The organism is Dactylosporangium sp. NPDC051541, from assembly GCF_044454505.1.
Lineage (GTDB): Bacteria > Actinomycetota > Actinomycetes > Mycobacteriales > Micromonosporaceae > Dactylosporangium.
On sequence record NZ_JBITDU010000011.1, the window covers coordinates 316,876 to 337,448 of the forward strand.

Annotated in this window: 18 protein-coding genes, 1 tRNA gene and 1 pseudogene; 10 read left to right on the top strand and 10 right to left on the bottom strand. The window is 68.7% G+C overall.

The window, feature by feature from the left end; genetic code table 11:
- Positions 1 to 18: 18 nt before the first annotated feature.
- The 3 genes from ACIA8L_RS39805 to ACIA8L_RS39815 are packed head-to-tail and all read right to left on the bottom strand — an operon-like array spanning position 19 to position 2,466.
- Entirely contained in the window at positions 19 to 648 is a 630-nt protein-coding gene (locus tag ACIA8L_RS39805) for a TetR/AcrR family transcriptional regulator (protein WP_395912815.1), read from the bottom strand.
- 16 nt (positions 649 to 664) lie between these two features.
- Complete coding sequence (locus ACIA8L_RS39810) at positions 665 to 1,813, bottom strand: sensor histidine kinase (RefSeq protein ID WP_395912816.1); 1,149 nt, start codon at positions 1,811 to 1,813, stop codon at positions 665 to 667.
- The gene (locus ACIA8L_RS39815) at positions 1,810 to 2,466 is read right to left on the bottom strand and encodes a response regulator transcription factor (protein ID WP_395912818.1); all 657 of its coding nucleotides are present in this window, start codon (positions 2,464 to 2,466) and stop codon (positions 1,810 to 1,812) included. The genes ACIA8L_RS39810 and ACIA8L_RS39815 overlap by 4 nt, the downstream gene beginning before the upstream one ends.
- Positions 2,467 to 2,553: 87 nt before the next feature.
- Between ACIA8L_RS39815 and ACIA8L_RS39820 the strand changes: the two genes are divergently transcribed.
- From ACIA8L_RS39820 to ACIA8L_RS39835, 4 genes are read left to right on the top strand one after another with little or no spacing between them, the layout of a single operon-like run.
- On the top strand, positions 2,554 to 3,045 hold the full coding sequence (locus ACIA8L_RS39820; RefSeq protein ID WP_395912820.1) for a hypothetical protein: 492 nt from the start codon (positions 2,554 to 2,556) through the stop codon (positions 3,043 to 3,045).
- Positions 3,042 to 4,076 (top strand): peptidoglycan-binding protein, encoded by a 1,035-nt coding sequence (locus tag ACIA8L_RS39825; protein WP_395912822.1) that lies wholly within the window; start codon positions 3,042 to 3,044, stop codon positions 4,074 to 4,076. Before ACIA8L_RS39820 ends, ACIA8L_RS39825 begins: the two co-directional genes overlap by 4 nt.
- Positions 4,073 to 4,723 carry an ABC transporter ATP-binding protein gene (locus tag ACIA8L_RS39830; protein WP_395912823.1) on the top strand — a complete coding sequence of 217 codons (651 nt, stop codon included), beginning with the start codon at positions 4,073 to 4,075 and terminating at the stop codon, positions 4,721 to 4,723. Before ACIA8L_RS39825 ends, ACIA8L_RS39830 begins: the two co-directional genes overlap by 4 nt.
- Positions 4,720 to 5,880 (top strand): ABC transporter permease, encoded by a 1,161-nt coding sequence (locus tag ACIA8L_RS39835; RefSeq protein ID WP_395912825.1) that lies wholly within the window; start codon positions 4,720 to 4,722, stop codon positions 5,878 to 5,880. Before ACIA8L_RS39830 ends, ACIA8L_RS39835 begins: the two co-directional genes overlap by 4 nt.
- Before the next feature lie 240 nt (positions 5,881 to 6,120).
- On the opposite strand, the gene deoD is transcribed toward ACIA8L_RS39835, so the two are convergent.
- A complete protein-coding gene (deoD, locus tag ACIA8L_RS39840) occupies positions 6,121 to 6,828 on the bottom strand; it encodes a purine-nucleoside phosphorylase (protein WP_395912827.1) in 708 nt (235 codons plus the stop codon).
- A 67-nt stretch (positions 6,829 to 6,895) separates the two neighbouring features.
- On the opposite strand from deoD, the gene ACIA8L_RS39845 reads away from it, so the two are divergent.
- Positions 6,896 to 6,985 (top strand) — tRNA-Ser (locus ACIA8L_RS39845).
- Positions 6,986 to 7,379: 394 nt separating this feature from the next.
- Here ACIA8L_RS39845 and ACIA8L_RS39850 read toward each other — a convergent pair.
- Complete coding sequence (locus ACIA8L_RS39850; protein WP_395912829.1) at positions 7,380 to 7,763, bottom strand: hypothetical protein; 384 nt, start codon at positions 7,761 to 7,763, stop codon at positions 7,380 to 7,382.
- Between the two features lie 92 nt (positions 7,764 to 7,855).
- Here ACIA8L_RS39850 and ACIA8L_RS39855 point away from each other — a divergent pair, with 92 nt between their 5' ends.
- Complete coding sequence (locus tag ACIA8L_RS39855; protein WP_395912831.1) at positions 7,856 to 8,899, top strand: PHP domain-containing protein; 1,044 nt, start codon at positions 7,856 to 7,858, stop codon at positions 8,897 to 8,899.
- 72 nt (positions 8,900 to 8,971) lie between these two features.
- On the opposite strand, the pseudogene ACIA8L_RS39860 reads toward ACIA8L_RS39855, so the two are convergent.
- Positions 8,972 to 9,802: pseudogene (locus ACIA8L_RS39860) on the bottom strand (DMT family transporter); the annotation flags it as partial.
- A gap of 133 nt (positions 9,803 to 9,935) precedes the next feature.
- On the opposite strand from ACIA8L_RS39860, the gene ACIA8L_RS39865 reads away from it, so the two are divergent.
- Positions 9,936 to 11,606 carry a DUF885 domain-containing protein gene (locus tag ACIA8L_RS39865; RefSeq protein WP_395912833.1) on the top strand — a complete coding sequence of 557 codons (1,671 nt, stop codon included), beginning with the start codon at positions 9,936 to 9,938 and terminating at the stop codon, positions 11,604 to 11,606.
- Here the strand turns inward: ACIA8L_RS39865 and ACIA8L_RS39870 are convergent.
- Together ACIA8L_RS39870 and ACIA8L_RS39875 are read right to left on the bottom strand one after the other, a co-directional pair.
- Complete coding sequence (locus ACIA8L_RS39870; protein ID WP_395912834.1) at positions 11,603 to 12,712, bottom strand: hypothetical protein; 1,110 nt, start codon at positions 12,710 to 12,712, stop codon at positions 11,603 to 11,605. The two genes, ACIA8L_RS39865 and ACIA8L_RS39870, sit on opposite strands and share 4 nt — an antisense overlap.
- On the bottom strand, positions 12,709 to 13,194 hold the full coding sequence (locus tag ACIA8L_RS39875; RefSeq protein WP_395912836.1) for a SigE family RNA polymerase sigma factor: 486 nt from the start codon (positions 13,192 to 13,194) through the stop codon (positions 12,709 to 12,711). The genes ACIA8L_RS39870 and ACIA8L_RS39875 overlap by 4 nt, the downstream gene beginning before the upstream one ends.
- Positions 13,195 to 13,553: 359 nt before the next feature.
- On the opposite strand from ACIA8L_RS39875, the gene ACIA8L_RS39880 reads away from it, so the two are divergent.
- Together ACIA8L_RS39880 and ACIA8L_RS39885 are read left to right on the top strand one after the other, a co-directional pair.
- Positions 13,554 to 14,159: a winged helix-turn-helix domain-containing protein gene (locus tag ACIA8L_RS39880; protein WP_395912837.1), complete on the top strand. Its 606-nt coding sequence runs from the start codon at positions 13,554 to 13,556 to the stop codon at positions 14,157 to 14,159.
- Entirely contained in the window at positions 14,156 to 14,611 is a 456-nt protein-coding gene (locus tag ACIA8L_RS39885; RefSeq protein WP_395912838.1) for a hypothetical protein, read from the top strand. The genes ACIA8L_RS39880 and ACIA8L_RS39885 overlap by 4 nt, the downstream gene beginning before the upstream one ends.
- 421 nt (positions 14,612 to 15,032) lie before the next feature.
- Here the strand turns inward: ACIA8L_RS39885 and ACIA8L_RS39890 are convergent, their stop codons facing one another.
- A complete protein-coding gene (locus ACIA8L_RS39890; RefSeq protein WP_395912839.1) occupies positions 15,033 to 16,559 on the bottom strand; it encodes a DUF6114 domain-containing protein in 1,527 nt (508 codons plus the stop codon).
- A 58-nt stretch (positions 16,560 to 16,617) separates the two neighbouring features.
- Entirely contained in the window at positions 16,618 to 17,262 is a 645-nt protein-coding gene (locus ACIA8L_RS39895; protein ID WP_395912840.1) for a DUF6230 family protein, read from the bottom strand.
- Between the two features lie 452 nt (positions 17,263 to 17,714).
- Here ACIA8L_RS39895 and ACIA8L_RS39900 point away from each other — a divergent pair, with 452 nt between their 5' ends.
- Complete coding sequence (locus tag ACIA8L_RS39900; protein WP_395912842.1) at positions 17,715 to 20,504, top strand: PQQ-dependent sugar dehydrogenase; 2,790 nt, start codon at positions 17,715 to 17,717, stop codon at positions 20,502 to 20,504.
- The last annotated feature ends 69 nt before the right edge of the window (positions 20,505 to 20,573 follow it).

A 20,573-nucleotide genomic window follows, 5' to 3' on the forward strand; every position in this document is an offset into this window, starting at 1 on the left:
TACGCGAGCAGCCGGCCATCACGCCTCCGGGAGAAGCTGGGGTGTAGGACTGAGGCTGCGCAGCCGCACCAGAGCCGCCGTCCGCGCATGCCCGTAGACCTTGGTCGCGGCCAGTAGCCGCGACTCGTAGACGGCGGCCGTGCCGTGCGCGTTGAGCTCGAACGACAGCTGCTGCGGGTCGGTGGCCGGGTGCAGCTCGCCGAGCTCGACCGCCTCGGTGATCAGCCGCTCCAGCAGCACGTGCCAGCGCTCCAGGGCCGCCGCCAGCCGCTCGTGCACGACGCCCGGTCGAGCCACGAACTCGAACTGCGCCAGGCAGAAGAAGCAGCCGCCGGGCAGGTCGCCGGAGGCGATGTCGGCGAGCCGGTGCTCGTGCAGCGCCCACAGCCGCCGAATCCCCCGCGGCTCCTGCAATGCCGGCCGCACGACGACGTCGGTGAACCGCGCCTCGGCGTGCGTGGCCGCTGCGAGCTGCAGCTCCTCCTTGGTGCGCCAGTGTGCGAACAGGCCGGACTTGCTCACTCCGAGCCGCTCCGCGAGCTGGTTGAACGACAGCCCTTCGAGCCCGGACTCCGTGGCCAGCACGACCGCGGCGTCGAGGGCGGCGTGGCGAGCCCGCTCCCCGCGGGCCAAGCGGCCATCAATCACCTCCTGACGGTACCAACTAAACGTGCGATCGGTCGGTTGGTTTTATTGTGGGCAGTGTCACCCGCACCCATAGCCCTCCCTCCTCCCGCGGCGCGGCGTCCACCGTCCCACCATGCGCCGAGGCAACCGAGCGGACGATCGACAGCCCAAGCCCGTTCCCGCGGGCCGAGTCGGTCCGGGACCGCAGCCGGCGGAACGGTTCGAAGAGACCCTCGATCTCGTACTGCGGGATCACCGGCCCCGTGTTCTCCACCACGAGCCGCGCCCAGTCCTCGCTCTGCAGGGTCGCCACCCAGACCTTCCCGTCCGGGATGTTGTACTTGATCGCGTTGTCGACGAGGTTCTGCACGATCCTCTCGAGCAGCACCGGATCGCCGGCGACCGTCGCCGTGTCCAGCTCGGATATGACGTCCTTGCCGGCGATCACGTGCCGGGCTACCTCGCTGAGATCGACCGGGTCGTGCACCGTGAGCGGCTGCTCGGAGGCGACCAGCGTGAGCAGCCCGTCGATGAGCCGCTCATGACGCGCGTTGACCATCAGCAGCGTCTCGCCCAGGAGGATCAACTCATGCGGCGGGTTCGGCCGGGCGAGGGCCACCTCGATGAGCGTCCGGTTGATCGCCAGCGGCGTGCGCAGCTCGTGCGACGCGTTCGCGGCGAACTGGCGCTGCCCGTCGAACGCCTTGTCGAGCCGCTCCATCATGGTGTCGAAGGAGTCGGCGAGCTCTTTGATCTCGTCCTTCGGACCGTTCAGCGCGATCCGCTCGTGCAGGCTGCCTCCGGCCACCCGCCGGGCCGTCTCGGTGATCTGCCCGACCGGCCGCAGCGCCCGCTCGGCCATCAGCCAGCCGAAGCCGACACCGATCAGCGTCACCACGCCCAGCGCGATCGAGCCCTGGGTGAGGACCGCGTCGAGGGTGTCCTGCTCGATGCGTTCCTGGCGCTCCTGCAGCTGCTGGACCAGCTCGAGGAACCGCTGCTGATCGGTGCCGAGCAGGGCCTTGACGTTGTCCGGCAGGCCGGCCACGTTCGTCTGGCCGGAGTTGCGCTGGTGGATGTTCTGCTGGACCAGCAGATAGGTCAGGCCGAGCAGCAGCGCGCCGCCGACCAGGAACAGCGCGCCGAACAGCACGGTCAGGCGAACGCGGATACGCAGATGCTTCATGGGACCCGGTACCCCACTCCGGCGAGTGTCTCGATCACGGCCGGCTCGCCGAGCTTGCGGCGCAGCGACACCATCGTCACCCGGACCGAGTTGGAGAACGGGTCGGTGTGCTCGTCCCAGGCCCGCTCCAGCAGCTGCTCGGCCGAGATCCACGCGCCCTCGGCCCGCATCAGCTCCTCCAGCACCGCGAACTCCTTGCGGCTCAGCCCGACGTAGTGCCCTTCGCGGAAGACCTCCCGCCGGTTGGGGTCCAGCCGCAGGTCTCCGCGCTCCAGCACGGGCGGCGTGGCCGGGCGGGCCCGCCGCCCCAGGGCTCGGACCCGGGCCACCAGCTCGGTGAACGCGAACGGCTTGCCCAGATAGTCGTCGGCGCCGAGCGACAGGCCGGCGACCCGCTGGGCCACGGCCGATGCCGCGGTCAGCATGAGGATCCGCGTGTCGGGAAGTGTCGCGCTGACGTGCCGGCACACCTCGTCGCCACCGACCACCGGCAGGTCGCGGTCGAGGATCAACACGTCGTACTCGTTCAAACCCAGCCGCTGCAGCGCACCATCGCCGTCGTAGGCCACATCGACCGCGAACGACTCGCGGCGCAGCCCCTCGGCGACAGCGTCGGCCAGCAGCTGCTCGTCCTCGACCACCAGAACTCGCATGCACCCATGGTGCCGTGTCCGACATAAGCCTGGCATAAGCGTTTTCGCTAACGCCCAGCTTATGCCGACCCGGCTTGACTGGCGGCCATGAAAAAGCTCGCGGTCATCCTGTCCTGCATGCTGCTGTTCGGATGCTCGTCGAAGCCGTCGGGCCCGTCCGTGGCCTCGGCCGACAACGGCAGCGCGAAGCCCTCAGCCTCGGCGACGGTCGACAAGGCCGAGGCCAACCGCCAGTTCGCCAAGTGCATGCGCGAGCACGGCGTCGACATGCCCGACCCCGGCCCGGACGGGAGCATTCAGTTCGATTCCAACGCGGCCGGCGGTGATCGCAACAAGGCGGTCGCGGCGGCGTCGGCGTGTCAGCAGTATCTTCCGAACGGCGGCACCCTTCAGAACCTCTCGCCGGAGCAGCTGGAGCAGGCCCGCGCCTTCGCCAAGTGCATGCGCGAGCACGGCGTCGACATGCCGGACCCGGACCCGATCACGGGCATGGCGGCCATCGTGAACAGCGGCATCGACTTCAACTCGCCGACGTTCAAGGCGGCCACTGAAGCGTGCAAGAGCGTGGTGGGACGGTGAGGCGCCTGCTCTGGGCCGGCTTGGCGGTCGTGGTCTGCGCCGGGATCTTCTGGGCCTATACCGGATTCAATCGCGACACGGCACCGGCCGCGGCCGCACCGTCGCAGCACACCGCCACGATCACCAAAGGCACGCTGACCGCGACCGAGCAGGTCGACGGCACCCTCGGCTTCGGGGATCCGGTGATGGTCAACGGCCGCCTGCCGGGCACGATCACCGCGCTGCCGGCCGAGGGGTCCACGATCCATCGGGGCGAGGCCATGTACCGTGCCGACGGCCGCCCCGTCCTGCTCTTCTACGCCGCAGCGCCGTTCTATCGGGCGCTGAAGTCGGGCGATGAGGGCGAGGACGTCCGCGCGTTCGAGGCCAACCTGGCGGCGCTGGGCTACACCGGCTTCACGGCCGACGACTCCTACACCGGCGCCACCGCCGACGCCGTGCGCGACTGGCAGGAGTCCCTCGGCCTGCCCGAGACCGGCACCGTCGAGCTCGGCCGGATCGTCATCGCGCCCGACGCCGTGCGGGTCGGCGAGGTCAAGGCCCACCTCGGTGACAACTCGACCGGCCCGATCCTGCAGTGGACCGGCTCCACCCGGCTGGTCACCGTCCAGCTCGACGTCACCGAGCAACGGCTTGCGGCCGTCGGAGCCGAGGCCACCGTGAAGCTGCCGGACGACAGTGAGGTACCAGGGAAGATCGCCGCTATTGGAGCGGTGGCCACGGCGACCGTCCAGAACAACCAGACCAAGGTGACCGTCGACGTCACCGTGACCATCGCCGACCAGGCTAAGCTCGGCACCTACGACGCCGCACCGGTGCGGGTCACGCTGGTGTCGGAGCAGCGCAAGGACGTGCTCACCGTGCCGGTGAACGCGCTGGTGGCGCTGGCGGAGGGCGGATACGGCCTGCAGATCGTCACGGACGGCGCGACCCGCACGGTCGCGGTGAAGACCGGCCTGTTCGCCTCCGGGCGCGTCGAGGTCTCCGGGGCCGATGTGACCGCGGGCCTGACGGTCGGGGTGGCCGCATGATCGCGCTGGAGAACGTCCGGAAGGTGTACTCCGGGGAGGTCGTCGCCCTCGACGACGTCTCCCTGACCATCGCGGCCGGCTCGCTGGTCGCCATCGTCGGCCCGTCGGGCTCGGGCAAGTCCACGCTCCTGCACCTCATCGGCGCCCTTGACGTGCCGACCAGCGGCACGGTCAGCATCGACGGCCGCGACATCGCCGGGCTCTCCGACACGGGCCTGTCCCGCCTCCGCGCCACGACCATCGGCTTCGTCTTCCAGCAGTTCCATCTCGCACCGGGGATGTCGGCGCTGGACAACGTGGCCGACGGGCTGCTCTACGCCGGGGTCGCACTCTCAGAGCGCCGCCGGCTGGCCGCGGAGGCACTGGTCCGCGTCGGGCTCGAGCATCGGCTGTCGCATCGGCCCCACCAGCTTTCCGGTGGTGAGCGCCAGCGGGTGGCGATCGCCCGGGCCGTCCTCGGCGACCCACCCCTGATCCTGGCCGACGAGCCGACCGGCAACCTCGACAGCGTCTCCGGCGCGGCCGTCATGGGCCTCCTGCACGACCTGCACGGCGCCGGCACCACCGTCGTGGTGATCACGCACGATCGGGACATCGCGGCGTCGCTGCCGCGGCAGGTGTCGATGCTGGACGGGCGGCTGACATGAAGTTCTCGGACATCTGGCGCCTCGGCGGGATCGGCCTGCGCACCCGGCCCCTTCGGGTGGTCCTCTCCGCGCTCGGCATCGCCATCGGCATCGCGGCCATGGTGTCGGTCGTCGGCATCTCGGCCTCCTCGCGCGCCGAGATGGACCGTCGCCTGGCCGACCTCGGCACCAACCTGCTCACGGCCGGGCCCGGCAAGTCGTTCCTCGGCGACGCCTCCCATCTCCCCGAGGACGCCGAGGCCATGGTGGCGCGCATCGGTCCCGTCACCGCGGTGTCGGCGACGGGGCGGGTGGCTTCGGCACACGTGTACCGTAGCGACCGCATCCCGTCCGTGGAGTCCGGCGGCATCGCGGTCCTCGCGGCCCGGGCCACGCTGCCGTCCACCGTCGGCGCGACCGTCCACGCCGGCACCTGGCTGGCCGCGCCGACCTATCCGACGGTGGTGCTCGGCTCGCGGGCGGCCGGGATTTTGGGACTGGGCGACGGCCTGGGCCTGAACGTGTGGCTTGGCGATCATTGGTTCACGGTGGTGGGGATCCTGGATCCGGTACCCCTGGCGCCCGAATTGGACTCGGCGGTCCTCATCGGCTGGCCGGTCGCCACCTCGGTGCTGGGCTTTGACGGCTACGCGACGACCATCTACAGCCGCATCCGCGACGACGCCGTCGAGTCGGTGGCCGCGGTCCTGGCCGCGACCGCCAACCCCGAGACGCCGAACGAGGTCCAGGTCTCCCGCCCGTCCGACGCACTCGCGGCGAAGGCGGCAACGGACCAGGCGTACACCGGGCTGCTCCTGGGCCTGGGCGCCGTCGCCCTGCTGGTGGGCGGCGTGGGCGTCGCGAACACGATGGTGATCTCGGTGCTGGAGCGGCGCTCCGAGATCGGCCTGCGCCGAGCCCTGGGCGCGACCCGTTCCCACGTCCGCCTGCAGTTCCTGGCCGAGTCCCTGCTCCTGGCCGGGCTCGGGGGTGCGTCGGGCGTGCTGCTGGGCTTCCTGGTCACGTCGCTGTACGCCGCGCTGCGCTCCTGGCCGGCGGTGCTGCCGCTGTGGGCCCTGGCCGGCGCGTTCGGGGCGACGCTGGTGATCGGCGCGATAGCCGGCCTGTATCCGGCTATGCGCGCCGCCCGCATGTCCCCCACCGTGGCCCTCAGCTGATGATCACCTTGAGCGCCGCCGCGACCACCTGGCCGAACCTCATCGCCCGCTTCAGCACAGTCGTCCGCTCCCACGGCCATCAGCTGATAACGGTCTTCAGCGCGACCTCGACCACCTGGCTGAAACGTCCGCTCGCGCTCCGACACAGTGGTCCGCTCGCCGGTCCTGATGTGGTCAGAGACGGTGAGCAGCGTCAGAGGTGGTTGCCGAACCGGACCGCGATGCGTCCGACCACGGCCCTCAGCTGATGATGGTCTTCAGCGCGACCTCGACCATCTGGCTGAACGTCTGCTCCCGCTCCTGGGCAGTGGTCCGCTCCCCCGTCTTGATGTGGTCCGAGACGGTGAGCAGCGTCAGCGCCCGAGCGCCGAACCGGGCCGCGATGGTGTAGAGCGCCGCCGACTCCATCTCGACGGCGAGGACCCCGTAGTCAGCCAGCCGATCGTAAAGGTCGGGCCGATCGGTGTAGAACGCGTCAGCGGCCAGGATCGGCCCGACCCGCATCTGGATCCCCTGCTCAGCGGCCACGTCAACGGCCGTCCGCAGCAGCCCGAAGTCGGCCACGGGCGCGTAGTCGATCAAACCGTCGAAGCGCGCCCGGTTCATGTTCGAGTCGGTGCTCGACCCGATGGCCGCCACGACGTCCCGCAGCTTGAGTTCGTCGCGGATCGCCCCGCAACTCCCAACCCGGATGAGCGCCTTGACCCCATAGTCGTTGATCAGCTCGTGCGCGTAGATGCTGGCGCTCGGCATACCCATGCCGGACCCCTGCACCGAAACCTGCACGCCTTCGAACGTCCCGGTGAACCCGAGCATGTTGCGAACGGTGGAGTAGCAGTAGGCATCCTTGAGGTACGTGTCGGCGATCCACTTGGCCCGAAGAGGGTCCCCGGGCAGCAGGACCCGCTCAGCGATCTGCCCGGCCTCAGCCCCGATGTGCGTGCTCATACCCGAGATCCTGCCAAACGGCGAGCCCCTGTGCGGACGCCTGGGGCAGTCAGGTAACCTCTTCGGCGGTGGCGTGTCCGAGCGGCCTAAGGAGCACGCCTCGAAAGCGTGTGAGGGTGCAAGCCCTCCCGGGGTTCGAATCCCCGCGCCACCGCCAACGGCCAGCAGCAACGCCCGGCCCGTCGAAGACGGCAGCCGGGCGTTCGGCTTTGGTCGTCACTCGTCGCGACTACGACTTTCGCGGCACCCCTACAGGCGCCGAATCAACCCTCACCGCCCTGCGCCTGGCGTATTCGTGGGAAAAGCCGCCGGCGTCGGCTCGTGTGATGCAAAAGAAGCTCGGGTGGGGCAGAAGCCTGCTGGCTGCGTCAACGATTGAACGGCCTTCGGCGCCGGCCTCCGCTGCCTCTTCTGGCGTGGTGCCGATCTCCCTTGCTCAGGGGCACGCCAGCTCGTTGCGTCGACTCCGCAGGGAGCCGAACCCGCGGAAGTGCCCTGCTGGAGGATGCGGGCGCCCGGCTCCTCGGGAGGGGCCGGGCGGGGCGGGCTCGTCAACGGGTGGGTTGGAGGGTGGCTCGGAGGCTGGGGCGGAGGAGGGTTAGTGCCAGGGTCAGCAGGACCAGGCCCTGGATGGACTGTTCGATGCGGAACCACAGTGGGAACGGGCTGTCCGGCAGGAGGGCCAGGGCGGCGATGCCCAGGGTGCCGGCGATCGAGACCCACAGCAGCCGGCGGTAGGCGCCGCGGTTGCCTTGGCGGAGTTGGGCGGCCCAGCGGAGGCTCAGGAACGACAGGGCCAGGATGCCCCCGGCGCGGATCCAGACCACGCCGTTCACCGTGGCCGGGTCGAGAACGGCCAGGAGGGAGGTGGCGGCCAGGAGGGCGGCGGAGAGGGCGGTGAACAGCTGCAGCAGGCGGAGCGGTGTGTTTGTCATGCCGATAACGCTAGGTAGCCAAAGCGCTGCGGAGAATCCATCTGGACCCCGACGCGGGTGGGGCCAGGCCCACCTTCCGATAGCGTGTGGGTATGCCGTCAGCGCGTGATCCGATCGCCGATCTGCGGCGTATTGCGTTTCTGCTTGAGCGGGCGCATGAGAAGACCTACCGGGTGCGGGCGTTCCGCGGGGCGGCGGCCACGCTCGGCAAGTTGCCCGAGGGGGAGCTGGCCGTGCGGGCGCAGGCGGGGACGCTCACCGACGTCCAGGGGATCGGGGACGTCACCGCCCGGTGTGTGGTCGAGTCGCTCAACGGGGAGGAGCCCGTCTACCTGCGGCGGCTCGAGGCCACGGCCGGGCAGGACCTGGACGCGGAGACGGCCGGGCTGCTGCACAAGCTGCGGGGGGACTGTCACTCGCATTCGGATTGGAGTGACGGCGGGTCGCCCATCGATGAGATGGCGATGGCGGCGGCGCAGATCGGGCATGAGTATCTGGTGCTCACCGACCATTCGCCGCGGCTCACGGTGGCTCGGGGGCTCAGTGCCGAGCGGCTCGAGGAGCAGCTCGGCGTGGTGGCCGACGTCAATGCCGGGTTCAAGAATCTCGGGATGTCGTTCCGGCTGCTCACCGGGATTGAAGTGGACATTCTCGCGGACGGGTCGCTCGATCAGACCGACGAACTGCTCGATCGGCTGGATGTCGTGGTGGCGTCGGTGCACAGCAATCTGAAGGACGAGCCCGAGGTGATGACCCGGCGGATGGTGAATGCGCTCGCCAATCCGCGGATGGACATTCTCGGGCACTGCACCGGGCGGCTCATCACCGGCGGGCGGGGGACCCGGGCGGAGTCGCGGTTCGACGCCGAGGCGGTGTTCGCGGCCGCGGTCGAGCACGACAAAGCTATCGAGATCAACTCGCGGCCGGAGCGGCTGGACCCGCCGAAGCGGCTGCTACGCGTTGCTCTTGAGGCTGGGTGCCGGTTCACCATCGACACCGACGCGCACGCCCCCGGGCAGCTCGACTGGCTCGCCAACGGATGCGCCCGGGCCATCGCCTGCGGCGTCCCGGCCGAGCGGATCCTCAACACCCTGCCCGCGGATGAGCTGCTCACGTGGACCGCGTCGCACAAATAGACCCTGGGAGATGCCTACGCCGCCGAGAACAATCAAACCGCCGACCGGCTGGTGCCAGGTCAGGTGCTCGCCCAGGAACAGGACGCCGGCCAGCGCGGCGACGAACGGTGGGAAGTACGTCACCATCGAGCCCGTCGTCACGCCCGCGACCTGGACGACGTGGAAGTTGAGGGCGAACGCGATCCCGGTGCCAAACACGCCCAGCGCGACGATCGCGATCCACACCCGCGGACCGAGGTGCGACGGACCAACCGGGAGGCCGGCGATCAGCGGGGCGGCGATGACCAGGTGCAAAGTGGACATCAGAAGCTGACCGGCGGAGAGCTGGAATGCTGTCAGCTCGAAGTGCTGCATCAGCCACCGGGTGTAGTTGAACGCGATCCCATAGCAGGTGACCGCGCCCAGCAGCATGAGCTGCCCGGTCAATGAGGCTCCGCCGACTCCTTCCCATACGCCGAGCACTACCAGTACCCCCGCAAAGCCTGTCAGCAGTCCCCAAATTTGCCGTCGGGCCGGCCGCTGTGAGCGCACGGCAACCAGGGTGACCAGCAGTGTTGTGAGCGGGGCGGTGCCGTTCCAGATGCCGGCGAGGACCGACGGCACCCGTTGCTCCGCGTAACCGAACAGGACGAACGGGATTGTCGACGCGAACATCGAGAACACGAAAAAGTGCGCCCACAGGCGAAACCCGCGGGCCAGCGGTTGCCGGCGGACGGCCAGGATCAGCAGCAGGGTAAGGGCGCCGAGCGCGATCCGATACAGCGCGATGTACGCCGGCGCGAGCCCCGTCAGCGCGTCCTTGATGAACATGAAGCTCGTGCCCCAGATCAGGGCGACGGCGGCGAATGCGGGTAGCCAGCGCTTCACGTCAGGAGCGGGAACGTCAGGGGTGGGGCTCGTCATGGGCCTTACTGTGCACCGGGCCGGGGGTGATTGTCGCGCGGGATTCGGACGTCTAGGCGTTCGCTGAGCCACACGTTTTCAATTGGCCTTCAGCGGTACCGCACCGGCCCCTTTCGTAACGTAGGGTCGGCCCGTGGGTTCTATCGATGACATCGCCGACAGATATGTCGAGCAGTGGGCGCCTCTCGACCCGATCGGGGCGACCTTTGTCGGCGTAGCCGGCCACGACCACGCGCTGACCGACCTGTCCCCCGACGGGTTCGCCGCGCTCGCCGACCTCGACCGGGCCGCGCTCACCGCGCTCGCCGCCGAGACCCCGGCCACCGAGACCGAGCGCGTCGCCAAAGAGGCCATGCAGGAGCGGCTGGGGCTAGCCCTGGAGCGATACGAGGCCGGCGACCTGACCAGCGACGTCAACGTGATCTCCAGCCCGCTGCACGGGGTCCGGAGCTCGTTCGACCTGATGCCGACCAATGGTGAAGAGGCGGCACTCAATATCCTCAAGCGTTTGGCGGGGGTACCGTCAGCGCTCGCACAATGGCGGCAAACCCTCCTGCACGAGGCGCAGCGCGGCTACGTCGCCCCGGCGAAGCAGATCGTCGAGGTCGCCAAGCAGTGCGAGGTGTGGGCCGACCTCGACGGGGACAACTTCTACCCCGACCTGGCCGCGCGGGTCGGCGCCGAAAACCCGGCGCTCGCCGCGGAGCTGGCCGCCAACGCCGAGGCCGCGCGGGCCGCGACCGTGGAGACCGGCGAGTTCCTGCGCCGCGAGCTCGCACCGCTGGGCCGGCCGAAGGAGGCCGCGGGCCGGGAGCGTTACCAGCTCGCCTCCCGCTACTTCCTGGGCGCGACGGTCGACCTCGACGAGGCCTACGCCTGGGGCTTCGACGAGCTGGCCCGCCTCGAGTCGGAGATGCGGACCGTCGCCGACAAGATCGTGCCGGGCGGCTCGATCGACGAGGCCGTCGCCGCGCTCGACGGCGACCCGGCCCGGGTGATCCAGGGCAAGGAGGCGTTCCGGGACTGGATGCAGCAGCTCGCCGACGCCACGGTCCGCGAGCTCAACGGCCGCCACTTCGACATCCCGGAGCAGGTCCAGCCGATCGAGTGCATGCTCGCCCCGACGTCTGACGGCGGCATCTACTACACCGGCCCGAGCGAGGACTTCACCCGCCCCGGCCGCATGTGGTGGGCGGTGCCGCAGGGCGTCGACAGCTTCTCGACCTGGCGCGAGGTCACGACCGTCTACCACGAGGGCGTCCCCGGCCATCACCTGCAGATCGCCCAGACGTACGTCCGCGCCGAGCTGCTCAACCGCTGGCGCCGGGTGCTCGCCTGGTCGTCCGGCCACGGCGAGGGCTGGGCGCTCTACGCGGAACGGCTGATGGACGAGCTGGGGTACCTCTCCGACCCGGGCGACAAGCTCGGCATGCTCGACGGCCAGGCCTTCCGCGCCACCCGCGTCATCGTGGACATCGGCATGCACCTGGAGCTGGAGATCCCGCGCGACAATCCGTTCGGATTCGCGCCGGGCCAGCGCTGGACGCCGGAGCTGGGCTGGGAGTTCCTGCGCGCGCACTGCCGGGTGGAGGAGAAGAGCCTGCGCTTCGAGCTCAACCGCTACCTCGGCTGGCCCGGACAGGCCCCCTCCTACAAGCTCGGCGAGCGCGCCTGGCTGGCCGCCCGCGCCGACGCCCAGGCCCGCGCGGGTGCGTCCTTCGACCTGCGGTCGTTCCACCGCGACGCCCTCAACCTGGGCTCGCTGGGCCTGGACCCGCTCCGGGCCGCACTGGCTCGCATTTAGTTGTACGCCTTGGTGAAGCCCAGGAGCATCGCATCCTTGACGGTTGCGGGCTCCTGGGCTTCACCGATCTGCTGCATCTTCACGTCGTACATGATCGTCTGACCGTTTCGGTGCGTGAGGATCAGGCCACCGGCGGTGAAGACGACGGTGGAATCCTGGCTGACGACAGCTTTGTTGGTGGTCGTATCCACGATCGCGAAGGTGCTCAGCGCCCGGCTCGGATCGGTGCCGAACCAGCCCACGCTGATGTACCGCCCGTCCGCCGAAACCCCGCGCGCCCCCCAGCCGTCGTGGTGCTCGGCCTCCACGGCCGGCGGCTTGTAGGTGTACACCCGCTTCTGCTGCCCGTCGGTCACCAGACGCTGGCTCCCGACTTGCTTGGCCGTCCACTTCCCGTCGGCCGAGGCCGCGTCGAACTGCTCCCCCTCCGGGACCTTCGTCTTCGTGCCGGCCGGGATGTTGGCCAGGTAGTTCCCGCCGTCCTCGCCGCCGAAGTACAGCTGGTCGTCGCCCTTCCACCGCAGCGCACTCGCCCCGAGACAGATCGCGCCGGCGCTGAGGGTCTGCACGTTCTTGCCGTCAGCAGTGGCCACTTTGAGCGTGCCGCTGTAGGCGTTGCCGCCGCCCTCGGCCCAGGCGATCCGCTTGCCGGTGGGCGAGATGGTGACGGTCTGCGCGACGCAGTGGTCCTCGTCGTTCTCGTCAATGGGGATGCGGGCCTTGACGACGTCCTTACCCCGGCTCACGGCATGGATCTCGCCGCCGCGGAGGTACCAGCGCGTGCCCGCGTTCACGGTCTCGGCGGCGGACGTGTCCCCGCTCGGCGTGGCCTGCGTGCTCTGCGTGGTCTGCGTGTTTTGGGTTGTCGTGGCCGTCGTTGCTGTTGCCGTCGCTGACCTCGCCGGGGTCGGGCCCGTCGCTTCCGGCGGCCGCAGCGCATAGACAGCACCCGCCACCCCCGCGAGCACCACGAGCACGCCCACCCCCGTAGCGGCGACGGCCCGCCGGTTGCGCATCTTCCGCGAGGTCTGCCGGGCCCGCGCGCTCAGATCCACGTTGACCACCTCGTCCGCCAGGTCCGCCAGGTCGTAACGCAGCCGGTTCATCGCACTGCCCCTTCCAGGCGATAGATTTGACGGAGTTTGGCCAGCGCTTTGAAGGTCTGGCTCTTGACGGTCCCGACACTGACCCCGAGCAGGTCGGCGGCTTCGGTTTCGGTGCAGTCTTCGAAGTACCGCAGAACCAGCACTGCTCTTTGCTTGGCCGACAGCTTCAGCAGCGCCGCCCGCAACACCATCCGCACCGCGGCCTGATCCGCATGGTCGACCCCGCCGCCAGGCTCCGGCAGCTCCCCCGGCATAGCCTCCGGCCGCTGCCGCCGCCACCAGGACACCTGCAGGTGATACATGGTCTTACGGGTGTAAGCCTCCACGTGCCCCCGATCACGCAGACGCCCCCAAGCCCGATGCGTCCTGGCCAGCGCCGACTGCACCAGATCCTCAGCCAGATGCTGATCCCCGGTGAGCAGGTAGGCGGATCGGAGGAGCGCGGCGCTACGAGATCGCACGAACGAGTCAAACTCATCCATGAGCGGCTGATCCTAGGGTCGACGAGAGGGACGCCCACCAAGACGCACTTTCTCCCCAGACCGTTGCCGCCCGCCCCAAGAAAATTTCCCCACCCCGAGCCGCCCGCCAGCACCGCAGGACCCACTCGACGGGAGGGCTCGCACCCTCACACGCTTTCGAGGCCTGCCCTCCGGCATTCAGGGCTGACCCTGAGTGTTCGTGACCTGCCGCCCGTTTCTGCCACGGATGACGAGGTGGCCGGCGTACATGTGCGAACGAGGCGACGACTGAGACGGTGTCGAAGGCGAAGGCGCCTTCGGCTGCGGGCGGGCGCGGCGAGGCTTTGCAACTACGCATAAACGCAAGTTATATTGCACTTATGCGTAGTCGGGCGCCGGACCTTCTGCCGCTCTTCAGATCGCGCCACCAGGCCGACCTCCTAGCGTGGCTCTATCTTCACCCGGAGCAGGAGTACACGGCGACCGAGTTGGCGACCCGCTTCGGTCTCGCGCTCACGACCGTGCTCCGCGAGGCGAATCGCCTGGTGGAAGCCGGCCTCCTCCGGGCACGGACGGTTGGGCGCGCCCGCCTGCTGAAGGCGGCGCTCGACCATCGCGTGGCTGCCCCGTTGACCCAGCTCTTGGCATACACGTTCGGCCCGCAGACGGTTTTGGAGGAAGTCCTTCTAGGCATCGAGGGCGTGCGTGGTGTCTACATCTACGGCTCTTGGGCTGCCCGATATGCGGGAAGACCAGGCCCGCCTCCTGGGGACGTGGACGTTCTCATCCTGGGCGCGCCCGCTCGTGCCGACGTTTACGCCGCGTCGGATATCGCCCAGGAGAGACTGGGCCTGCCCGTCAACCCGACCATCCGAACCGTTGAGCAGTGGCTACACCCGATCGACGGATTGGTGAAGGAAATCCAAGCCTCGCCGCTTGTCACAGTCTTCGATCTGGATGCCGACCGGGAAAGGGATTCTTCGTGACTCGTTGGGCGCCCGGCGCCGACAAGATTCAGGAACTACTGAATGCCGGCGACCTGCAAAAGGTTCAAGGAGGCGATGCGAACGGTCAGCCGCTGCTGGACAAGGCGACACGGACCCTCGCTTCTTCCCTGGCGCTACAGAAGGCCGACGCCGATAGCGCCTACACGCTGGCCTACGACGCAGCTCGCTTCGCGTGTACCGCCCTGCTCGCTCAGCAAGGTCTCCGACCGACGACCAAAGGCGGGCACTACGCCGTCGAACAGGCCATGCGGGCCCAGTTCCAGGCGCATTTTCGCACCTTCGGAACGCTTCGACGCCGCCGGAACGAACTGGAGTACCCAACCGCGCACGACATTGGCGTTGGAACAGAGGAGGCCGTGGAGGCGCACGACAGCGCCGCCGCGATCATCGAGGCTGCCGCCAAGCTCCTGCCGCATCTGCAGTTCTTCTGACTCGACCAGACCGCTTCGAGATCCTGGAGTTCGCAGCAACTGAGACTAATGAGACCGAATGCCGAACGCCCGGTCACCTCTGTTGCGAGGCGCCCGGGCGTTCGACCTGGTCTTGCTGCGCGGTGGCGCGGGGATTCGAACCCCGGGAGGGCTTGCACCCTCACACGCTTTCGAGGTCTGCTGTCCAGGCGCGGCCTTCGCTGTCCGTGAGCGGAACGGCCATCTCGCCCCAAAGGACCAAGGACGCGAACGAGACGGCTGCGAGGCGACCGCGCCGCCGGCCGGGTGCCTCCGCCGCGGTCGGAGTGGAGTGCGAGTCGCGTGACCCTCAGAGGGGCGGCTCGTGGGCAGCGGACGCGCGGGGTTGCAGATCGAGGTCCGGGGCGCGGCAGCGGCCCGGACCTCGAAGCTGGAGCGGTGGTTAGTTGGCGTACTCGATGTCCAGGTCCGGGGCCTTCAAGACGTTGGACTGGACGTAGACGAGTTCGATCTCGCACTTCGTGTAGAAGCCCGGTAGCGGGATCGGGGGTGGGGGGAAGGACGGGGTGAAGGTCAAGGGGATCAGGCCCAGGACGTTGGCGGAGAACTTGGACGTGTAGAACTTCACGTCGCCTTCCACCGTCAGTTTCGAGCTGCGCGTGATCAGTGGTTTCGGGCCGCCCGGGGTGTCCAGTTTGAACGGTGTCGAGACCGAGTTTTTCATCGAGAAGGCCAGGACCTTCACCGTTGTGCCGTCCTTGCGGGGCAGGTCGGCTACGCCGTCGTAGGTCAAGGAGTCCATCGTCATCACGTCGGCGGTGAGGATTGAGGGCTGGTTGGCGACGTGGGGCTGGCCGGCCGCCAGTTTGGCCTTCTTGTCGTTCGGGGTCGGGGACGTGCTGGTCGGCGTGCAGGCCGGGGTTGTCGTCGGCTTGCTGGTGGCCGGGGTCTTCGCGGTGGGGGTGGGGGCGGCGCTGGTGGTGGCCGGAGGCGGGGGTGCGGGGGAGTTCGACGGTGGGGCGGCGGCCTGGGTCTGGTCGTCGTCGCCGCCGGTGAACAGGTCGTGCAGCCAGTCCAGGATGCCGGGCTTTTCGGCGGTCGGCGTCGGGGTTGGCGAGGCGGGCGGGGCGGCCGTCGTCGCGGGGGCCTTGGTTTCGACCGCCGCGCCCGAAGCGGGCTTCGACGTGGCGGTGGCGCTCGGCGACGACGGGCAGGTGGTCGGGGCGGCGTACGCTTCGCCGCCGCGGTTGACGGTGGCCAAAAAGGCCACGGCCAGGAACAGGGCCATCAGGAGCGGGCCCAAGTGACGGCGCTTCGGCAGGTCACCTGGGCCAGACGATGGGGGGAGCTGCTCATCGGCGCTCCCGGCACCGGTCCCCTCGTGACGGCCGTACAACGGGCTGGTCTGGGTTGTCGGTATCTCGTCCCGCAGAACGCCCGAGGGCGGGCGGTCGTAAACCGAGGAGTCCGGACGGTCGTAGTCGGAGTCGGGAAAGGAAGGAGACGAAGGAGACGAGGGAGAAGCAGCGAAAGCAGAAGCCGACGAGTCGGAGGTCATCATGTCGTCCAGGCGGGTGTCCTGGTAGTACGGGTCGGCTTCATCGGAGGCCGGCGGCTCCTCAGTGACGACCGGCGCGGCCGGCGGGCCCCAGGCCACGGCCAGGCCGCCGCCGACCAGGCCCAGGACCGTGCCCAGGAAGAAGCCGCCCAGGTTGAGGCCGATCAGCGAGTACAGCGCCGTGACCGTGCCCAGAATCCCGTAGAACAGCCGCTGCGACGGGCTGAACCAGGTCAGGGCGCCGCAGAGCAGCATGATGAGCGGCAGGACGTACGACAGGAAGCCGGTCGGTCCGAAGTGGACTTCCAGGGCCAGCTTGAGATTGCCGCTGAGAAAGAGCTCCAGACCCGACAGGATCAGGAACAGCCCGCCCCAGAATGGCCGCTGGGCGCGCCATCCGCCAAAGGTCACCGGGTCCTCCAAGAACAGGGGCCCGCGGGTGTACCCCCGCGGGCCCGAGAAACGCTGGTTAGAAGCACTCTTCGGCGTTCGCGCCCGTCGAGAGGCTCAGGTCGAGGCCGGTGAGCTTGAACGTGCCGGCGGTGGTGGACCAGGCGACCTGCTTGAGGCCCGTGATGACCACGCCGTCGGCCTGCTGGGCGAAGCTGCCCTGGAGGCCCTTGGCGTTCACGCCGCCCTTGCTGAGGTCGGAGGCGTCGATGCCGATCTGGATGTTGTCGAACGTGGCGTCGCCCTTGAGCGAGGTCAGGTCGATCAGCAGGTCGGTCGCCTCGGCCGGGGCCTTCGGGTCCTTACCGGCGTGGATCACCATGGTGACCGGCAGGTTGGGGACCTTCACCGACTGGCAGAGGTTGAAGAGCTTGGCCTTGGCGATGCCGGAGACGGCCACCGGGTGGTTCTTCGGGTCGGCCGGGTTGCGCGGGTCGCCGCCCTTCTCGGTGGCGAAGCCGCCGTACTGGACGAAGCCGGTGCCCTCAAGACGGTCGGCGGACACCTTGAACTGGCTGCCGGAGACGTTGAACGACGCGGCGATCGCGCCGGTCGCCTGGCCGAAGACGATGGCGCCGGCGATGAAGCTGGCCGGCACGACGACGGTCGCGAAACGCTTCCACCGTGTGCGGCCCTTCACCGCGCTGCCCTGAGCTACGGACACGTAGGGCTCCCTTAGGTCGCGTGGGTCGCCTCAGCGGGGCCGGTCTCTGGTTCTGCCGGGGGGTGTCCAGGGCCGGGCGAGGCGTGCGGAAGATGTTGCCGCGTCCCCCTCAGGTGGACAAGAGCGGTCGTTACTGGCCGGTAACCGGTGGGCCGCAAGATCTATTACGCTGCGTAATCAAGAGCCGGGAAGGCGCACAAGCAAAGCCTTCAAACCGGACACCAGACAACTGTGATCACTACCACACGTAGCAATATCACGGTCTTATAACGAAAAACTCCGGAGGTTCTTTTCTAGCGAAACCGCAGACCATTGCGAAGAGCATCGATCGGTGGTTAGTTAGCACGCGTAACAAACAAGCGGTGCAGGGTCGGCGCCCCACCGCGTGTGCGCAAGCGCGGTCGGCGCGCGTCTTGCCTGGCTGATTCCCAGCTCAGGAAGGACATCCGCACATGGCCCCAGCCCAAAAGCTGCTCATCACGGCCGCACTCGTCGCGAGTGGTCTCGTCGCGAGCAGCCTAGTTGCCACGAAAGCCGACGCCATCCCCATCCCGGCCACCGACTATCAGCACGTCCAGCTGGCTCTCGGCAGCGCCGAGCTGGGTGAGGCGATGTCCCTGGCCGTCCTGCCGGACCGCTCAGTGATCCACACCGCCCGCGACGGCACAGTCCGCGTCACCGACGCCGCCGGCAACACGAAGGTCGCCGGCAAGCTCTCCGTCTACACGCACGACGAAGAGGGTCTGCAGGGCGTCGCCGCCGATCCTGGGTTCGCGACGAACCGTTTCGTGTGGCTGTACTACTCCCCGACCCTGTCCACTCCGGCGGGCGACGCACCGGCCAGCGGTACCCCCGACGCTTTCAATGTTTGGAAAGGACATCTCAACCTCTCGCGGTTCACACTGAAGGCCGACAACACGCTCGACCTGGCCAGCGAGAAAGTTGTGCTCACCGTCGACAACGACCGCGGCCTGTGCTGCCACGTCGGCGGTGACATCGACTTCGATGCCCAGGGCAACCTGTATCTGACCACCGGCGACGACACCAACCCGTTCGAGTCCAACTCCTATGCGCCGCTGGACGAGCGGACCAACCGCAACCCGCAGTACGACGCTCAGCGATCGTCCGCGAACACCAACGACCTGCGGGGCAAGCTGCTGCGCATCCACCCCAATGCCGATGGGACCTACTCGATCCCGGCCGGCAATCTTTTCGCGCCCGGGACCGCCAAGACCCGGCCGGAGATCTACGCGATGGGCTTCCGCAACCCGTTCCGGATGAGCGTGGACAAGCCGACCGGCGTCGTCTATCTGGGCGATTACGGGCCCGATGCCGGGACCAGCGACCCCAATCGCGGCCCCGGCGGGCAGGTCGAGTTCGATCGCGTGACGGGGCCGGGTTTCTACGGCTGGCCCTACTGCACCGGCACCAACACCGCGGCGGAGACCTACAACGAGTGGGACTTCGCGACGAATGCGAGCGGCTCGAAGTACAACTGCGGCAGTGGTCCGGCCAACAACTCCTTCCGCAACACCGGTCTGGCGACCCTGCCCGCGGCCAAAGCGAGCTGGATCCGGTACGGCGGCGACGCGGGCAGTCCGCCGGAGTTCGGCACCGGCTCGGAGTCGCCCATGGGCGGCCCGGTCTACCGCTACAACGCGGCCCTGAACTCGGCGGTCAAGTTCCCGCCGAGCCTCGACGGGACCTTCTTCGCCGGCGAGTACGGTCGCAAGTGGATCAAGCCGGTGAAGGTCAACGCGGACGGCTCGCCGGGTGAGATCTCGACCTTCCCGTGGGCCGGCACGCAGGTGATGGACATGGCGTTCGGGCCGGACGGCGCCCTCTACGTCCTCGACTACGGGACCGGGTCGAACAACCAGGCCCTGTACCGCGTCGAGTACGTCGGCGGCGGCAACCGCGCCCCGGTCGCCAAGGTCACCGTGGACAAGACCTCGGGCCCGAGCCCGCTGACGGTCGCGTTCTCATCGGCCGGCTCGACCGACCCCGAGGGCGGTGCGCTGACCTACGCCTGGGACTTCGACGGCAACGGCACGACCGACTCGACCGCGGCCAACCCGAGCTTCACCTACACGACGAACGGCACCAAGACGCCGACGCTCACAGTCCGCGACCCGCAGGGGCTGACCGGCACCGCGAGCACGGTCGTGACGGTCGGCAACACCACGCCGACGGTGAAGCTCAACCTGCCGGCCAACGGGCAGCTGTTCAGCTTCGGCGACACCGTGCCGTTCTCGGTGACGGTGACCGATCCGGAGGACGGGGCGATCGACTGCTCGAAGGTCACGGTGACGTACCTGCTGGGCCATGACAGCCACTCCCACGCGATCACGTCGCAGACGGGGTGCAGCGGGTCGCTGACGGTACCGATCGACGGTGAACACGATGCCGCCGCGAATATCTACGGGGTCTTCGACGCGGCCTACACCGACAAGGGCGGCCTGACCGGGCACGGCGGGTCGACGCTGCAGCCTCGGCACCGCCAGGGCGAGCACTTCGGCGCCCAGTCCGGGGTGCAGGTCGCCCCGCACACGGCGGCGGAAGGCGGCTCGACGGCCGGGTTCATCGAGAACGGCGACTGGATCTCGTTCACGCCGTACCTGATCACCGCCGGGTCGCGATTCACCGCGCGGGTCTCGTCGGCGGGCGCCGGCGGCACGATCGAGGTCCGGGCCGGCTCGCCGACCGGGACGTTACTCGGCACGGCGACGGTTGCTCCGACCGGCGGCTGGGAGACGTTCGCGAACGTCACCACCACGGTTGGCGGAACCGCTACGACCACGCTGTACCTGGTGTTCAAGGGCGGCGCGGGCTACCTGTTCGACGTCGATGCGTTCACGATTGACATTTCGGATATATCGCTTAAATCCGTCGCGAACGCCTTGTTCGTCTCCGCACAAAGCAGCACAACACCGCTCATCGCCAACTCGACGACCCGCCAGTCGTTCGACGTGGTTGACCTGGGCAACGGCAAGGTGGCCCTTAAGTCCCGCCAAACCGGGCTCTACGTCTGCGCCGAGAACGCGGGCGCCAACCCACTGCTGGCCAACCGCGCCACGGCCGGCAGCTGGGAGACGTTCACGCTGATCCGCAACACCGACGGCACGGTCAGCCTCCAGGCCCAGGTGAACGGCAAGTACGTGACGGCGGAGAACAACGGCACGCAGCCGCTGATCGCCAACCGCGACGCCATCGGCCCCTGGGAGAAATTCACAACCGCCTAGTAATACGTGCCGGTAGATGTTGACACTTCTCGTTGGAACATGAGTGGATGTGTTGGTCCGTGGGGGTCC

What these genes read in the sequence shown, in the direction of transcription:
- ACIA8L_RS39810 (WP_395912816.1), bottom strand. Translation starts at nt 1,813, where the DNA reads ATGAAGCATCTGCGTATCCGCGTTCGCCTGACCGTGCTGTTCGGCGCG.
- ACIA8L_RS39815 (WP_395912818.1), bottom strand. Translation starts at nt 2,466, where the DNA reads ATGCGAGTTCTGGTGGTCGAGGACGAGCAGCTGCTGGCCGACGCTGTC.
- ACIA8L_RS39820 (WP_395912820.1), top strand. Translation starts at nt 2,554, where the DNA reads ATGAAAAAGCTCGCGGTCATCCTGTCCTGCATGCTGCTGTTCGGATGC.
- ACIA8L_RS39830 (WP_395912823.1), top strand. Translation starts at nt 4,073, where the DNA reads ATGATCGCGCTGGAGAACGTCCGGAAGGTGTACTCCGGGGAGGTCGTC.
- ACIA8L_RS39835 (WP_395912825.1), top strand. Translation starts at nt 4,720, where the DNA reads ATGAAGTTCTCGGACATCTGGCGCCTCGGCGGGATCGGCCTGCGCACC.
- deoD (WP_395912827.1), bottom strand. Translation starts at nt 6,828, where the DNA reads ATGAGCACGCACATCGGGGCTGAGGCCGGGCAGATCGCTGAGCGGGTC.
- ACIA8L_RS39850 (WP_395912829.1), bottom strand. Translation starts at nt 7,763, where the DNA reads ATGACAAACACACCGCTCCGCCTGCTGCAGCTGTTCACCGCCCTCTCC.
- ACIA8L_RS39855 (WP_395912831.1), top strand. Translation starts at nt 7,856, where the DNA reads ATGCCGTCAGCGCGTGATCCGATCGCCGATCTGCGGCGTATTGCGTTT.
- ACIA8L_RS39870 (WP_395912834.1), bottom strand. Translation starts at nt 12,712, where the DNA reads ATGAACCGGCTGCGTTACGACCTGGCGGACCTGGCGGACGAGGTGGTC.
- ACIA8L_RS39875 (WP_395912836.1), bottom strand. Translation starts at nt 13,194, where the DNA reads ATGGATGAGTTTGACTCGTTCGTGCGATCTCGTAGCGCCGCGCTCCTC.
- ACIA8L_RS39880 (WP_395912837.1), top strand. Translation starts at nt 13,554, where the DNA reads ATGCGTAGTCGGGCGCCGGACCTTCTGCCGCTCTTCAGATCGCGCCAC.
- ACIA8L_RS39900 (WP_395912842.1), top strand. Translation starts at nt 17,715, where the DNA reads ATGGCCCCAGCCCAAAAGCTGCTCATCACGGCCGCACTCGTCGCGAGT.